Source organism: Mesorhizobium sp. CA5, from assembly GCF_020165105.1.
Lineage (GTDB): Bacteria > Pseudomonadota > Alphaproteobacteria > Rhizobiales > Rhizobiaceae > Mesorhizobium.
Genome location: NZ_JAIUHJ010000004.1, coordinates 252,816 through 268,321, shown reverse-complemented (window position 1 = coordinate 268,321; position 15,506 = coordinate 252,816). Strand labels below are relative to the sequence as shown.

At 63.1% G+C, this 15,506-nt stretch carries 13 protein-coding genes and 1 pseudogene; 4 read left to right on the top strand and 10 right to left on the bottom strand.

The features are described from left to right. Window positions 1-128: 128 nt before the first annotated feature. From ahcY to LB529_RS07885, 6 genes are all read right to left on the bottom strand, one after another. The gene (ahcY, locus tag LB529_RS07910; RefSeq protein WP_095767996.1) at window positions 129-1,529 is read right to left on the bottom strand and encodes an adenosylhomocysteinase; all 1,401 of its coding nucleotides are present in this window, start codon (window positions 1,527-1,529) and stop codon (window positions 129-131) included. Between the two features lie 291 nt (window positions 1,530-1,820). After that, on the bottom strand, window positions 1,821-2,117 hold the full coding sequence (locus LB529_RS07905) for an HPr family phosphocarrier protein (RefSeq protein WP_224710744.1): 297 nt from the start codon (window positions 2,115-2,117) through the stop codon (window positions 1,821-1,823). After that, window positions 2,114-2,515: a PTS sugar transporter subunit IIA gene (locus LB529_RS07900; RefSeq protein WP_027166957.1), complete on the bottom strand. Its 402-nt coding sequence runs from the start codon at window positions 2,513-2,515 to the stop codon at window positions 2,114-2,116. Before LB529_RS07900 ends, LB529_RS07905 begins: the two co-directional genes overlap by 4 nt. 164 nt (window positions 2,516-2,679) lie before the next feature. Next, entirely contained in the window at window positions 2,680-3,141 is a 462-nt protein-coding gene (locus LB529_RS07895; RefSeq protein WP_224710743.1) for an HPr kinase/phosphorylase, read from the bottom strand. Between the two features lie 13 nt (window positions 3,142-3,154). Continuing rightward, a complete protein-coding gene (locus LB529_RS07890; protein WP_095767999.1) occupies window positions 3,155-4,939 on the bottom strand; it encodes a sensor histidine kinase in 1,785 nt (594 codons plus the stop codon). A 127-nt stretch (window positions 4,940-5,066) separates the two neighbouring features. Beyond that, window positions 5,067-5,768 carry a response regulator transcription factor gene (locus tag LB529_RS07885; RefSeq protein WP_006201274.1) on the bottom strand — a complete coding sequence of 234 codons (702 nt, stop codon included), beginning with the start codon at window positions 5,766-5,768 and terminating at the stop codon, window positions 5,067-5,069. 341 nt (window positions 5,769-6,109) lie between these two features. Here LB529_RS07885 and LB529_RS07880 point away from each other — a divergent pair, with 341 nt between their 5' ends. The 4 genes from LB529_RS07880 to LB529_RS07865 all read left to right on the top strand — a co-directional run bounded on the left by LB529_RS07880 (window position 6,110) and on the right by LB529_RS07865 (window position 10,329). Next, window positions 6,110-7,720 (top strand): phosphoenolpyruvate carboxykinase, encoded by a 1,611-nt coding sequence (locus LB529_RS07880; RefSeq protein WP_224525986.1) that lies wholly within the window; start codon window positions 6,110-6,112, stop codon window positions 7,718-7,720. A gap of 82 nt (window positions 7,721-7,802) precedes the next feature. Further along, window positions 7,803-8,240 carry an alternative ribosome rescue aminoacyl-tRNA hydrolase ArfB gene (arfB, locus tag LB529_RS07875; RefSeq protein WP_224525984.1) on the top strand — a complete coding sequence of 146 codons (438 nt, stop codon included), beginning with the start codon at window positions 7,803-7,805 and terminating at the stop codon, window positions 8,238-8,240. Between the two features lie 188 nt (window positions 8,241-8,428). Next, window positions 8,429-9,046 (top strand): alpha-ketoglutarate-dependent dioxygenase AlkB family protein, encoded by a 618-nt coding sequence (locus LB529_RS07870; protein ID WP_224710742.1) that lies wholly within the window; start codon window positions 8,429-8,431, stop codon window positions 9,044-9,046. Between the two features lie 107 nt (window positions 9,047-9,153). Then, the gene (locus LB529_RS07865; protein WP_224546330.1) at window positions 9,154-10,329 is read left to right on the top strand and encodes a glycosyltransferase family 87 protein; all 1,176 of its coding nucleotides are present in this window, start codon (window positions 9,154-9,156) and stop codon (window positions 10,327-10,329) included. A gap of 410 nt (window positions 10,330-10,739) precedes the next feature. Here the strand turns inward: LB529_RS07865 and LB529_RS07860 are convergent, their stop codons facing one another. From LB529_RS07860 to coaA, 4 genes and pseudogenes are all read right to left on the bottom strand, one after another. Beyond that, window positions 10,740-12,326, bottom strand: coding sequence for a hypothetical protein (locus LB529_RS07860; protein WP_224710741.1), 1,587 nt, complete (start codon window positions 12,324-12,326; stop codon window positions 10,740-10,742). A gap of 140 nt (window positions 12,327-12,466) precedes the next feature. After that, window positions 12,467-14,017 carry a hypothetical protein gene (locus LB529_RS07855; RefSeq protein WP_224710740.1) on the bottom strand — a complete coding sequence of 517 codons (1,551 nt, stop codon included), beginning with the start codon at window positions 14,015-14,017 and terminating at the stop codon, window positions 12,467-12,469. Then, a pseudogene (locus LB529_RS07850) lies at window positions 14,014-14,292 on the bottom strand (GtrA family protein); the annotation flags it as partial. The pseudogene LB529_RS07850 and the gene LB529_RS07855, both read right to left, overlap by 4 nt. A 219-nt stretch (window positions 14,293-14,511) precedes the next feature. Continuing rightward, window positions 14,512-15,471: a type I pantothenate kinase gene (coaA, locus tag LB529_RS07845; protein ID WP_140843531.1), complete on the bottom strand. Its 960-nt coding sequence runs from the start codon at window positions 15,469-15,471 to the stop codon at window positions 14,512-14,514. Window positions 15,472-15,506: the final 35 nt, after the last annotated feature.

Sequence of the window (15,506 nt, the reverse complement as noted above, 5' to 3'; positions counted from 1 at the left end):
TCCCCGGACCGCGAATCACAACAATAACGCTTGCTGGAATCGGCGTGAAGAATCATTGGCGCAAAAAATAAAGCCGGATGGAAAGTCAACCACCCGGCTTCAATATATGGTAGATAACTTCGCTTTGGTTAATAGCGGTAGTGTTCAGGCTTGTACGGACCCTGCGGCGTCACGCCGATATAGGCGGCCTGTTCGCCGGACAGCTCCGTCAGCTTGGCGCCGAGCTTGTCGAGATGCAGCCGCGCCACCTTCTCGTCGAGGTGCTTGGGCAGCACATAGACCTGGTTCTCGTACTGGCCGTGCTTGCTGAAAAGCTCGATCTGCGCCAGCACCTGGTTCGTGAACGAGGCCGACATGACAAAGCTCGGATGACCGGTGGCGTTGCCGAGGTTGAGCAGGCGGCCCTCGGACAGAAGGATCATACGCTTGCCGTCCGGGAAGGTGATCAAATCCACCTGCGGCTTGATGTTGGTCCATTTCAGGTTGCGCAGCGCCGCCACCTGGATCTCGTTGTCGAAGTGGCCGATATTGCCGACGATCACCATGTCCTTCATCGACCGCATATGGTCGAGAGTGACGACGTCCTTGTTGCCGGTGGTGGTGATGACGATGTCGGCGGTCGGGGCGGCGTCTTCCAGCGTCACCACCTCATAGCCGTCCATCGCCGCCTGCAGCGCGCAGATCGGGTCGACCTCGGTGACTTTCACACGCGCGCCGGCGCCGCGCAGCGAGGCCGACGAGCCCTTGCCGACATCGCCATAGCCGCAGACCACCGCGACCTTGCCGGCCATCATGGTATCGGTGCCGCGGCGGATGCCGTCGACCAGCGATTCCTTGCAGCCGTATTTGTTGTCGAATTTCGACTTGGTGACGGAATCGTTGACGTTGATCGCCGGGAAGGGCAGCAGGCCCTTCTTCTGCAGCTGGTAGAGGCGGTTGACACCGGTGGTGGTCTCCTCGGTGACGCCGCGGATCGCTTCCCGCTGCTTGGTGAAGAAGCCTGGCGAAGCCTTCAGGCGCTTCTTGATCTGAGCGAACAGGATCTCTTCCTCCTCGCTGCCGGGATTGGACAGCACGTCTTCGCCGGCCTCGGCGCGCGCGCCGAGCAGGATGTACATGGTGGCGTCGCCGCCATCGTCCAGGATCATGTTGGAGGTACCGCCATCGGTCCACTGGAAGATCCGGTCGGTGTAGTCCCAATAGTCTTCCAGCGACTCGCCCTTGATGGCGAAAACCGGAATGCCGGCCTCGGCGATGGCTGCGGCCGCGTGGTCCTGGGTCGAGAAGATGTTGCAGGAGGCCCAGCGGATGTCGGCGCCCAGCGCCTTCAGCGTCTCGATCAGCACCGCCGTCTGGATGGTCATGTGCAGCGAGCCGGTGATGCGCGCGCCCTTCAGCGGCTTCTTGGCGCCGAACTCCTCGCGGCAGGCCATCAGGCCCGGCATTTCGGTTTCGGCGATCTCGATCTCCTTGCGGCCCCAGCCGGCAAGCGAGATGTCGGCGACCACATAGTCCTTGCTACCCGTCATGGCAGTGCTCCGGTGTGATTTTTTCTCAAGGCGCGCCGACGCCGGGAGGCGCGTGGGAGGGCGCGGTTGCCGGCTTGACTACCAGATCGGTCGCCGCACGACAATGGGACATAAAGAAATCTTTATGCGCGCATGTCTTCGGAAAAGCGAGATGTTCCGTGAAGTCGGCGCAAACGCCGGGGATTGGTTGAAGCCGCCGCGACGACGCGATGGGCGTTTCGGCCAATCTCCAAGGCATGCCGCCTGCCAACGCAAACAGAGCCGACCGGTAAAAATCCCTGTGCTGAGGAACTAGATTTCCTCGCCGAAACGTGAGGCGATCAGCTGCTCCAACGCGTCCATGGCCGGCAAGGCTTCCGGGCCGCTGGCGATGACGCGGATCGAATAGCCTGGGCTCGCCGCCAGCATCATCAGGCCCATGATCGAGGTGCCGCCGACTTTCACGCCGTCCTTCTCGACATGGATGATGGCGTCGAAGCCGCTGGCGACCTGGACGAACTTGGCCGAAGCGCGCGCGTGCAGGCCGCGCTGATTGATGATCGGGAACTCCCGCACCACCTCATCCGTCCGCGGCGCCGATGCGTTCATTTGCTGCTCAGGAGCTGGCTGGCGACGTTGATGTATTTACGGCCCGCCGCTTGCGCTTCGTCGAGTGCGGCTGCCATGTTGTCGCCCTTGCGGATCGAGGAGAGCTTGATCAGCATCGGCAGGTTCATGCCGGCGATGACCTCCGTGCGGCCGGATTCCATCACCGAGATGGCGAGGTTGGAAGGCGTGCCGCCGAACATGTCGGTGAGCACGATGACGCCTGCGCCGGTGTCGACGCGCGCGACTGCGTCGACGATGTCGGCCCGGCGCTGCTCCATGTCGTCGTCGGCGCCGATCGCCACGGTTTCGAAATTGTCTTGCGGCCCGACGACATGCTCTACGGCATGTCGGAACTCGGTAGCGAGTTGACCGTGCGTCACGAGCACGAGTCCGATCATTCTCTGGTGGCTCCCGTCATCGCCGCTTCACAGGCGTATCTTATGTTCGCCAGCCATTCCAGGCGGCGGGAGCGCTATCTTGTCGACGCACGGCCGGTTGACAAGCCCAAAATTGCGGCGGCCCGGGCCATTTTGACGCATCGCAGCAAAAAACCCGGGCCGGATCATGAAAAAGGCTGGATCGACAGCCGCGCCATCAGCATGGGCAACGCGGCGGTGACATTTTGCCGGGCGATGTCGACGCGGGGCAGCCGGCATCCGCCGATCGTCTCCGTGGTCTCGTCCTGCAGACGCGCCATGTCCGCCGGTTCGACAAGCTGCACCACGAGATCGATCACGGCGGCCGGTTCGAAAGCCAGCGGCCGCGGCCCGATGCCGTGCACCTCAGCGAGGCCGGCGATGCTCGCCGGCGCGCGGCAAACCAGCCGGCCGCCATGCGCGGCCGCAAGCAACTGGTCGTCGCCGACCAGCCGGGCAAAAAGGCCCTGCGCGCGGCAATGATCGACAAGCGCCAGCGCCAGCGTCGTCTTGCCGGCGCCGGACGGCCCGGTGATCAGCACGCCGCGCTCGCCGACCAGTATGGCCGTCCCATGAATGTTGCGGGGCTTTGCGGCGGCGCCTGGCATGTCGGTTCGGCGATCAGCCTTCCGCCGGCAGCGTCACCACGAAACGCGCGCCCTTGATCTCGCCGGGCTTGGTGCCGGGGATGTTCTCGGCCGTCAGCGTGCCGCCATGTGCCTCGACGATCTGGCGGCTGATCGACAGCCCGAGGCCGGAGTTCTGGCCGAACGCCTCGCCGGCCGGCCGGTCGGTATAGAAGCGCTCGAAGATGCGGTCGATCTTCTCGGCCCGGATACCCGGGCCGTTGTCGTCGACGGTGATGATGTTGAACTTGCCGGCGCGCGCCAACGAGATCGCTATGTGGCCATGCTCGTCGGGTACGAAGGAACGCGCGTTCTCGATCAGATTGGTGATGACCTGGCCGATCCTGAGGTCATGGCCGACGACGAAATAGCCTTTGGCGCCGGCCGGCAGCTTGGCGACCTTGAGGTCGATCTCGACGGCCTTCTTGTTGCGCGTCGTCTCGCGCGAGACGGCGATGAGGTCGGTGATGAACTTCTTCAGGTCGACGGTCGCGGCATCGTCGCGCGCCAGCTCGGCATCGAGGCGGGACGCATCCGAGATATCGGTGATCAAGCGGTCGAGCCGCCTCACATCATGCTGGATGATCTCCATCAGGCGTGCGCGAGAAGCATCGTTTTTCGCCAAAGGTAGCGTTTCCACGGCGCTGCGCAGCGACGTCAGCGGGTTCTTCAACTCATGCGACACGTCGGCGGCGAAACTTTCGATCGCCTCGATTCTCGCATACAGCGCATTCGTCATATCGCGCACGGCAATGGACAAATTGCCGATCTCGTCCTGACGATCGGAAAAGTCGGGGATTTCCTCGCGGCTCTTGACGCCGCGCCGCACCCTGACGGCGGCGGCTGAAAGCCGGCGCAGCGGATTGGCGATGGTGGAGGCGAGCAGCATCGACAGGATCGCGGTGACGAGCGCCGCCACCCCGAACACGCGCAGGATCGCCTTGCGCTCGGCCGCGACGATCTTGTCGATGTCGCCGCCTTCGGTGGACAGCATCAAGACGCCGAGCACGGCGCGGAAGCGCTGGATCGGCACCGCGACGGAGACGATCTGTTCGCCCTGCTCGCTCACCCGCACGATTGTCGAAGGGCTGCCGGTCAGCGCCTTGACCACTTCGGGAAAGGCCGCGCCGTTGCCGCCGGGCTGCTCGTGGTAGACCGGCAGGTCCTTGTTGCGGAAGAAGTCGAAGATGAACTTCTCCACTCGCTCCACGACGCCCGGCTGCTCCTCGTCGACGGGCGGCAGGTCGTAGCGCAGGATCTGGCCGCGCGAATAAAGATGCCGCGAATCGAGCAGCAGGTTGGCGTCGCGATCATAGATGCGGGCGCGGGTGCGCGTCGGCGAGATCAAGCGTCGCAGCACCGGCGCGACGCGCTCGGGATTGATCGGGAAATCGAGGTTGTCGAGCTGGTCCGACCCCGGCCCCAGGCTTTCGCCCGCCTGCAGCTCCAGCAGCTTTTCTGGATCGATGCTGATCGAATCGGTCTCGACGGTCGCCGAAGCGGCGATGGCACCGGCGATGATCTCGCCCTGCGTCATCAGGCTTTCGACGCGCGCGTCGATCAGCCCGTCGCGAAAGGTGTTCAGGTAAAGGATGCCGGTGACGAGCACGGCGAGGCCGGCCAGGTTGAGGAACAGGATGCGCCGCGTCAGGCTGGAGAAGATGTGATGGCCGAGAAACCGGCGCATCGGCACCGTGATTTTCGAAACGAAGGCGGGCACGATCCGCGGCGGACGCCTTGCCGCGCCCGCCCGTCTGCCTCGCTCTACTTCCACTGCCATCGAATAGCAGGCCCTGTTTAGTTAGTGAGTAGTGAATAGGCAGTAGGGAAGTGGTTGGCTGACTTCGGCTATGGGTGGCCGCCCGCATCATTCAAAACTGACTACTGACTCTTCCCTACTGCCTATCTCAAGCTTCGCGGAACCGGTACCCGACTCCGTAAAGGGTTTCGATCATCTCAAAGTCGTCGTCGACGGCCTTGAACTTCTTGCGCAGCCGCTTGATGTGGCTGTCGATGGTGCGGTCGTCGACATAGACCTGTTCATCATAGGCTGAATCCATCAGCGCATCACGGCTTTTTACCACACCGGGGCGCTGCGCCAGCGAATGCAGGATGAGGAATTCGGTCACCGTCAGCGTCACCGGCTCGCCCTTCCAGGTGCAGGTGTGCCGCTCCTGGTCCATCACCAGCTGGCCGCGTTCGAGCGAGCGGGCCTGCTGGCTGGGCGCCTTGGCCGCCGCCTCGCGGGCGCTGGTGCGGCGCAGCACTGCGCGCACGCGCTCGACAAGCAGGCGCTGCGAGAACGGTTTGCGGATGAAGTCGTCGGCGCCCATCTTGAGGCCGAACAACTCGTCGATCTCGTCGTCCTTCGACGTCAGGAAGATGACCGGGAGATCCGACTTCTGGCGCATGCGGCGCAACAGCTCCATGCCGTCCATGCGCGGCATCTTGATGTCGAGGATGGCGAGGTTCGGCGGCCGTGCCGCCAGGCCTTCCAGCGCCGACGCGCCATCGGTGTAGGTTTCGACCCGATAGCCTTCGGATTCGAGCGCGATCGACACCGAGGTCAGAATGTTGCGGTCGTCGTCGACAAGCGCGATTGTTGCCATTTCAAGCGGCTCCCTCATGAGCTGTCCCTTCTGTCGTCGAGAAGGGGCTTTTGCAGGACAAATTGGGTACAAAATGTGGCACGGGCCTTGTCCGAAGTCACGGGCGGCCTGCCGTCACACGCCATCGCACCCATAGTGGGATTGGACGAACCGAGCCTGCCAATCCTTTGGGCAACCTCTACGGTTTTTTGCACATATAAACGATTTAAACAACTTTCAAATTTTTTAAATCGATTAATGATTTGATATCATTCGGCTTTTCTGGTTCTGAACCTGACGGCCCCAGCGCGGGCTCCGGGAAGTAACCCGTCAGATGCGGCCAAATCCAGAGAGGAAATTTGATGTCGGAAGCCGGCAAACGCAACCCCGACTGCGCCATCGACGCGATCGGCCTGAAGACAATGAGCATGGTACGCTATAATTTTGGCGCGGCCGAACTCTACGAGGAAGCGATCCGGCGCGGCGAGGCGAGGTTGACCGCGCAGGGCGCGCTGGTCGCCGAGACCGGCCAGCACACCGGGCGTTCGCCGAAGGATAAATTCGTCGTGCGCGACGAGGCGACCGGCGGCCAGGTCTGGTGGGACAACAACAAGGCGATCTCGCCGGGTGAGTTCGAAGCGCTGCTGGCGGATTTCAAGGCACATGCAGCCGGCAAGGACCTCTACGTGCAGGACCTCGTCGGCGGCGCCGACGCCAATCTGAAGCTGCCGACCCGGGTCATCACCGAATTCGCCTGGCACTCGCTGTTCATCCGCAATCTTTTGATCCGTCCCGAAGCCGCGGAGATCGAGCGTTTCGTGCCGCAGCTTACGATCATCGACCTGCCCTCCTTCCGCGCCGATCCGGCCCGTCACGGCACCCGCACCGAAACGGTGATCGCGGTCGACCTCACCCGCAAGATCGTTCTGATCGGCGGCACCTCCTATGCCGGCGAGATGAAGAAGTCGGTTTTCACCATGCTGAACTATCTGCTGCCGGCAAGGGGCGTGATGCCGATGCACTGTTCCGCCAATGAAGGTGCGGACGGCGACGCAGCCGTCTTCTTCGGCCTGTCCGGCACCGGCAAGACGACGCTGTCGGCCGACCCGTCGCGCACGCTGATCGGCGACGACGAGCATGGCTGGGGCCCGCACGGCATCTTCAATTTCGAGGGCGGCTGCTACGCCAAGACGATCAGGCTGTCGGCGGAGGCCGAACCGGAGATCTTCGCCACCACGCAGCGCTTCGGCACGGTGCTGGAGAATGTGGTGCTCGACGCCGGCCGCGTTCCGGATTTCAACGATGGCAGCCTGACCGAGAACACGCGCTGCGCCTATCCGCTGGATTTCATCCCCAATGCCTCGAAGACCGGCCGCGCCGGGCATCCGAAGAACATCATCATGCTGACCGCAGACGCCTTCGGCGTCATGCCGCCGATCGCCAGGCTGACGCCGGCGCAGGCGATGTACCACTTCCTGTCGGGCTATACCGCCAAGGTTGCCGGCACGGAAAAGGGCGTCACCGAGCCGGAGGCGACGTTCTCGACCTGCTTCGGCGCCCCGTTCATGCCGCGCCATCCATCCGAATACGGCAATCTGCTGCGCGAGCTGATCGCCGGCCATGGCGTCGACTGCTGGCTGGTCAACACCGGCTGGACCGGCGGCGCCTACGGCACCGGCCGCCGCATGCCGATCAAGGTGACGCGCGCGTTGCTGGGCGCCGCGCTCGACGGTTCGCTGAAGTCGGCCGAGTTCCGCACCGACGCCAATTTCGGCTTTGAGGTGCCGGTGGCGGTCCCGGGTGTCGACGGCGCCATTCTCGACCCCCGCTCGACCTGGGCGGACAAGGCCGGTTACGACCGCCAGGCCGCGAAGCTGGTCAACATGTTCGCCGTCAATTTCGAGAAGTTCGAACGCCATGTCGACGCGACCATCCTCGGCGCGGCGCCGCGGATGCAGGAAGCGGCTGAATAGCAGTCACTGCCAATGTCTTCCTCCAGGGCCTGGCTCGCGCCGGGCCTTTTCTTTTTGCCGCCGTCGCGTCATGAGTGCGTGCATGGCAAGCGACGACGATATCATCATCTCCGGCGAAGCGGTCATCCATCCTGGCGACCTGCATGAGGACTTCATCCGCTCGTCCGGTCCGGGCGGCCAGAACGTCAACAAGGTGGCCACCGCCGTGCAGCTGCGCTTCGACGCGGCGAACGCGTCCGGCCTGTCCGAGCGCGTGCGCGAGCGCGCCATCAAGCTGGCCGGCCAGCGCGCCACCAAGGACGGCGTCATCGTCATCGAGGCAGGCCGCTTTCGCACCCAGGAGCAGAACCGCGCCGACGCGCGGGCGCGGCTGACTGCATTGATCGCCAAGGCGGCCGAGCCGCCGCCTCCGCCGCGCAAGAAGACCAGGCCGTCCAAAGGCGCCGTGGAGCGCCGCCTGAAAAGCAAGGCAGGCCGGTCGACGGTGAAGAAGCTGCGCGGTCGGGTGGAAAGCGACTGATCCGGCCAAAGCCGCTGGTTTCGGGTCGCCGCCTTCTTTGAAGGATGGCATGGCTTGGAGCATGATGCCGACCAGTGTGAAGCGGTTTTCGGGACATCATGCCCTATCTCTCTGATTTAGAGACGGATTCAGATTTCATGTCGAACAGACCCGAAACCATCCGGCTCTAGGGAGCAACGGATCGATCCATGCTCGTTCTGCCCAAAGGCGTCCGCCATATGCCGGGCTACCTCGCGCGCCCGGCCCAGGAAGCGCTGGTCGAGGAGATCAGGCGCGTCGTGCAGGCCGCACCCCTCTACGTGCCGGCCATGCCGCGCACCGGCAAGGAGATGAGCGTGCGCATGACCAATTGCGGCGCGCTTGGCTGGGTGACCGACAAGGAGCGCGGCTATCGCTATCAGCCGACGCATCCGGTGACCGGCGAGCCCTGGCCGGCGATCCCGGAAGCCCTGCTGGAATTATGGCGCGAGGTCTCGGCCTATCAGCATCCGCCCGAGGCATGCCTGGTCAACTTCTATTCGGCGGATGCCAAAATGGGCCTGCATCAGGACCGCGACGAACAGAATTTCGCCGCGCCCGTGGTGTCGGTCTCACTGGGCGACGACTGCCTGTTCCGGGTCGGCCAGGACAGGCGCGATGGCGGCACCAAGTCGTTCAGGCTGAAGAGCGGCGACGTCGTCGTGCTTGGCGGCGAAGGCCGCCTCGCCTTCCACGGTGTCGACCGCATCTATCCGGCGACATCGGCGTTGCTGAAGAACGGCGGCCGCATCAATCTGACGCTGCGGCGGGTGACGGTGCCTGGCTGAGCATATTGGGGCAAGACGATCTTAAGGACACCTGGGCTACAATCGCGGTTGCTATAACCGAGATCGCCATGCAACCGGATTGGATCAGGACCAGGAGCCTTTTGGACGTGGCCATTGTCACGGTCGTGTCGATCATCGCCGCATGGATGACTTGGTTCTACCTGAGCTTTCTGTGGACCTTGGACAGCCGAGGCTTTTCCGCGCTGTCGCACAGGCTCCCCTACTGGGATTTCACCAACCTCTGGGCAGGTTCGCGCATGGCCATCGAGGGCCACGTTGCCGTTCTCTTCGACGTGGAGGCCTACCGCGCGGCGCTGCGCGCGATGTTCTCACCCGACCTTCCAAATCAGGAATGGAGCTATCCGCCGAACATCCTCCTGCTCGGCGTTCCGCTTGCCACCTTGCCGATCCTGCCTGCCTATCTGATCTGGACGGTCGGGACCGTGCTGTGCCTGTGGCTGGCTGTCCGGCCGCTGAAGCTCGGAGCGGCGCTGGAACTGGCGATTGTCTTGAGCCCGGCGGTTATCTGGAACTCCTTGTTCGGCCAGAACGGCGCGCTGACCGCCGCGCTGTTGATCGGAGGCCTCGCCGTGGCGCCAAGGCGTCCGCTGCTGGCCGGAATCCTGTTCGGCCTGCTGACGATCAAACCGCATCTCGGCATTCTCGTGCCCTTCTGCCTGCTCGCCAGCGGCAACTGGCGCGCCATTCTCGCGGCGATCGGCACCAGCGTCGTGATCGCCCTCGCCACTGGCCTGTTCTTTGGCTTCGATGTCTGGCGCCTGTTCCTGACCGAAACCCGCCCCTTGATGACGGCGATCATGGAGGCGCCTTATCCGCAGCCCTATCAGTACAACGCGATAACGGTGTTCTTCACGGCGAGAGCTTTCGGCGCCGGGGTGACCTCCGCCTATGGCGTGCAGGCGGTCGCGACCATCGCTTCCATCGCCGCGGCGATCTGGCTCTGGCGGCCGGGCCGCGTGGTCTCGCATCAGGAACGCGTGGTGCTTACTGCTGTCCTTGCGATCCTGGCCACGCCCTATGGCTACACCTACGACACGATCGGTGTGGCCGTAGCGGTGGCGATGCTCGCCGCGATGGTTTCCAGGCCGCCTCGGCTGATCCTGGCGATTTGCTGGCTCGCGCCTTTCGTCGTGAATTTTTTCACCTGGGGCGGATATTGCGTCGCTGTCCTGATCCCGCTGTTTCTTGCCGCGTGGATGCTGCATTCGATATGGACGAGAGGCCGGAAGGCTGAACTCTCGGGAGAACCGTCCCTAGCCTGAAGCAATTCCAAGATACGTGCGCAGCGATAGGCTCGGCGGCTTGCCGCAGCCTTCCGTTCGCCGCAGGAAGTATGAAGAATGACGGCCATGTCAATTTGAGGCGGTCGCGGGTCGTCGTGCCTGGCTAATTCCTGCGTTGCGCTGTCGCACCCGTACCTCGCCCCGCGCGCACCACGACATCAATGACATCAGCGGCAGGAAAAGCGCGACGCCGATATGCTCACGCTCGCTGAAACATTGCCGGGAAACAGCACCGGCATCGCATAGGCGGCGGGGGCAAGCGCGAGAAGCGCCGGTCCTTCCCTGAAACGGGCGGCGCACCCCCGCGCCGGCCAGCATCAGTCCCGCCAGGGCAGCCAGAAAGGAGACATCGTTTAAGCGCCAATTGATCTCGATTAGCCAGTGCCGCCCTAATTGCGTTCGGCGATATCGCTGCGGATGAACAGGGTTACGGAGGCGTTCTGATAGAGCAGACGATAGTCCTGCAAAGCCTTTGCGATCAAAGGGCTGTCACGCAACGGCGCCGTTGCGTGCGGCTGCGTCAGATGGAGCTTTATCGGTACGTCCGGTCCTGCGGTTCCGTCATCGGCAACGATATCGGGCCGTTTCGTGGCCAACTCACTGGCGATCGCCTGCGTGTAATCCGCGCGCAAGGCTTCGAGCCTGAGGCGGGTCGCGATATCCGGCCCAGACTCGACCAGGACCTGGGCATCATTGACCATCCAGCCGGACGGGTGGCGCCCAACCATGCGAGCGCCGGTCATCCGGACGAGCGGATTGCCGATCTGCAGCGCCGAGCCGATCGATATAAAGGTCGGGTGATCGGCGATCCGGTTGATGACGGCCGTCGCCGCGTCGAGATCGCCACGCGGTTCGACGAATGCCAGGCCTTGCCGTGGCGCGACGGTCGTTACGAGCAAAAGCAGACCGAACCCGACACCCGCCCTTGCCAGCACAGGCAGGTCGCGCTGTGGCCGCAACCGGATCAACTGGAGCACAAAGGCCAACATGCCGAGCGTCAGGAACGGCATCGCCTGATAGGTCCAGCCTTTGCCCAAGACGACAAACCCAGGGACATAGCCAACACCTGCCAGCAGCAGAATCTTCGCATCGCGATCGGGCCGGTCAGGGTAAGCCATGGCCAACGTTGCCGCGGCCATGGCCACGAAAATCTTCACCGGCAAGAGCATCAACATGTCGACGACCGGCAAGCGCATCGGCAAATAGACCTCGCGCAGCAAAGGCAGGACATCGGTGAAGAAGGGCTGCATGAAAACCACAAGCACGACCAGATAGGCGACGGTCAAAACAGCGCCGAAGACATTCTCGGTCGTCAGCAGAGGCCGCGCCGAGCGTCGCTGCGCGGCAAGGACCAGCACCGGCGCAGCCAGCGCCAGCACGCTGAAGGGCGGTTTGATCATCACGAAAATCGCGGCGCCAATCCCGGCGGCAAGCCGCTCGGGCGTGCTGCCGGCGCGGAAATCCGCTGTCCGGTCGCGTGCCGCAAGCAGCGCCAGCCAAGGCAAAAGGCAGATGACTGCGATTTGTTCGCGCTGGCCGAAATCCGCCGGCGACAGCGCAAGCAGAAGAAACACCAAGGCCGGAACTGCCCAGACGAATCGCGTCAGCGTTTGGTCGGCACATACAAGGATTCGAGCTGAAAGCCAGACCGAACCGATTGCCAGCACTACCATGCCGAGCCCCACCCAGAGCTCCGCCGAAAGCCCGGTCAACCGCTCAAGAATTAGGAATGGCAGATAGAGCCAAGTCGAAAAGGGCGGATTGGCCTCGGCGACGTCGACATAGAGGCGTTCGCCGCTCAGCACGCGGTCGCCGACGGTCAGCAGCCACGATACGTCGACATTGCCCGGCAAGAGGCGCGAGACGACGATCGCATAGAGGGCGATCAACAATGTTGCGGCAGCCGGCAGGCCAAGGCGAAATGCAGTTCCGGCCTGACGGGGCCGCAGATCGGCCTGCTCGCCTGAAGCAACCAATGGCGCATCCATGCCGGGAGCCTCAATAGCAGTACAGCGTTTGTGGCTTAGTTTCTAACGGACCGGCAGTTAAGCGCGCTTTAACCGGCAGCCGTCGTTCAAAAGTTCGTCGCGACCTCTCCCGAAAGGACGGCTGCGGATCACTCTGCCTGGGCAGTTCCTGTATTGCGCAGCAACACCTGCACTTCGTCATCCTCGGCAATTTGCTGATAGCGTCGCAGGAAGTTGGTGTAGTCTTGCCACTGGGCAAGCTCCGCATTCCAGTCCCTGTCCTTTTTCTCGACGATTATCATGGCAGGCTTCTGGGTCTCGAGTTCGGCGATCTTGCTCTCGATGTAGCGATCGGCGATCTGCCGGTAGTGGGACGCCGCCTCCTGGTCGCCGTTCCGGCTTGCGATGCCTGAAAGATAACGCGCCGATTCACCCAGCCAGTCGTTGCAATGGCGTGAAATCCATGTCCCGCCGAGCATGCGGGTAAGAGGATGGCCTCCCGAGATGTCGGCGCCGACTAGCGCGACGGTCGGCTGAGGAGCAGCGGCTTTAAGCTTGGCGACAAACTCTGCACTGAGCTTCTGTGTCTGCATGAACGGAATGGCGGCGGCGGCAATGATGACAGCCAGCAGCACCTTGAGCACCAGTTCCATTGCCGTGCCCGGCGACTTGTATGTCGCCGGGGCAGCTTGCGCCATCCTCAGCAGGAGGGCCGCCAGAATCAGACTGAAGGCCGGAAACGCGTGATAGGGCCAGCCTTTTGCCTGGTAGATCAGCGGCACGGTCGCAGCCAGCGAAGCAAGCGTGAACACGGTGACCAGTGGCGACAAAGGCAATCCCGGTCTAAGAAGATGTAGCGCGGCAAGAGCGACCACATAGATCGGCACATAGATCTCCAGCAGCGCCTGCATCTTCTGCATCCGCATATAGGTGTCGGCCAGCATCGGATAGACGACGCTCAGGAATTCCGGATAGAAATACTGGACGGCAACGACATAGGCGACGCAGACCAGGCCGATCGCCCAGTTCTCGACGGCGAAAAGCATCCGGATCGACCGGCGGCTCCAGGCCGCGTAGAACGCCGGAACGAGCACGACCAGTGCATAATAGGGCTTCACCAGAACCAGCACGCTGCCGCTAAGCCCGGCAAGAACCGCCGTCAGGATACTCGGCACGCGTCCTTCGATAGGCGCCGCGCGCCACGCCGTCAGCACCAGCATCGGCAAAAACAACGCGATCCCCAGTTGCTCCCGTTCGGTGAAAGCATTGCCCGGGAAGATGACAAGCAGGGCCAGGAACAGCGGCAACATTTGAAACAGCGCGCGGTTCTCGGCAAGACCGGCCTGTCTGGCGATCAGCCCGGCAAACCCCAATCCTGCCAGGCAAATCGCATAGCTGTAGGCATGAACCGCCACCTCCGGCGACATGCCGACCTTGTGCGCCAGTGCCACGACCGGCATGAACATCCAAGGCGTGAAAGGCGGATTGACTTCGAACACGTCGACATAGAGCCGTGATCCGGCAAGCATCTTCTCGCACAGGGTGATCACCCAACTCGTGTCTGGTATGACGCCCCATCGCATCTGCCATGGAATGGCGGCCGCCAGGACCAGCAGGCAAAGTATCACGGTCCATGCCCACATGCTGCGCGCTTCGCCGATAGGCGCGTCTGCTGTCGGTCTGTCGAGCACGGCGGTCATCGGCTCTCTCCTTCGGGGCAGAGGGGGCCGTTGGCGCCCATGGGAGCGCCGAAGACAAACTTGCGTAAGACTGCGAAGTTCAGAACCGGCGCTAGAATGGAAGAAGCCAGCGCCACCGGCGCCGACGACAGGTATCCGGCGAGATCGGTGAGAATTGCGGCCAGCCCAACGGAGAGGAGGAATCCGGCCCCGGTTGCACAGGCGAAGCGGAAGATTTCGACGCCAAGCGCACCGTCAGGCATGAAGGTCACGCAGCGATGCCCGCAATAGGAAAACGCTGCTCCGGCGCTGGCGTCGAGCTTGTCGAGTTAGGCTCATCCCGCCGGACAAATAGCGGCAGCGCCGCCTCTGCATTGAAGCCCGAAATGACCAGTGAATAGACCGGGGCTCGCGTCCCGCGGCATTGCCCGCATTGATCACCGGTTGCCTCCCGACACCCGCTGGAGTTTGGCTGGCAACGCTAGTCGGGATTGCCTAAGGCGCCGTTAAGGGGTTCACAATTTCCTTAACGCCACTTCCTCGATCAGGTGGTTGGTGCCCTTGCGCAGGATGAGGTCGGCCCGCGCCCTGGTCGGCAGAATGTTCTCGCGCAGGTTCTTCAGGTTGATGTTGGCCCACAGCCCCTCGGCGATGGCCCGCGCGGCATCCTCGGAGAGCTGCGAATAGCGGTGGAAGAAGGAATCCGGATTGCGGAAGGCGGTTTCGCGCAGCCGCATGAAACGCTGGATGTACCATTGATGGATCAGCTTCTCGTCGGCATCGATATAGATGGCGAAATCGAAGAAGTCGGACAGGAACGGCACGATCTTGCCGTCCTTCGGCAGCTTGCCCGGCTGCAGGACGTTGATGCCTTCGAAGATCAGTATGTCCGGCCGGTCGATGGTGACGAACTCGCCGGGAATCACGTCGTAGGTCAGGTGCGAATAGACCGGCGCCCGGACGCTGCTTTGTGCCGACTTGATGCCTGACAGGAACCTGAGCAGCGCGCCGACGTCGTAGCTCTCGGGGAACCCCTTGCGCTCCATGAGATTCTCGCGGCGCAGGATCTCGTTGGGCAACAGGAAGCCGTCGGTGGTGATGAGGTCGACTTTCGGGCTCGACGGCCAGCGCGCCAGAAGCTCCTTCAGCACGCGCGCCGTGGTCGACTTGCCGACCGCGACCGAGCCGGCAATGCCGATGATGAAGGGTGTCTTGACGACGTCCTGCGCGTTGAAAAAGGCCTGGCGCTGCCGAAACAGCAGCTGGCTTGCCTCGACATGGGCCGAAAGCAGCCGGGACAGCGAGAGGTAGATGCGCTTGACCTCTTCGAGGTCGACCGGGTCGTTGAGCGAGCGCAGCCGGTCGATCTCGTCCCCGGTCAGCGTCAGCGGCGTGTCGGCGCGAAACTGCGACCATTGCTCGGCGGAGAAGAATCGATAGGGGGAATACTTCTCGGTCGGAGCCAGCTGGTCCATCGGGTTTCCTGCCCTCCTAGAGCGTGCCGCCGAAA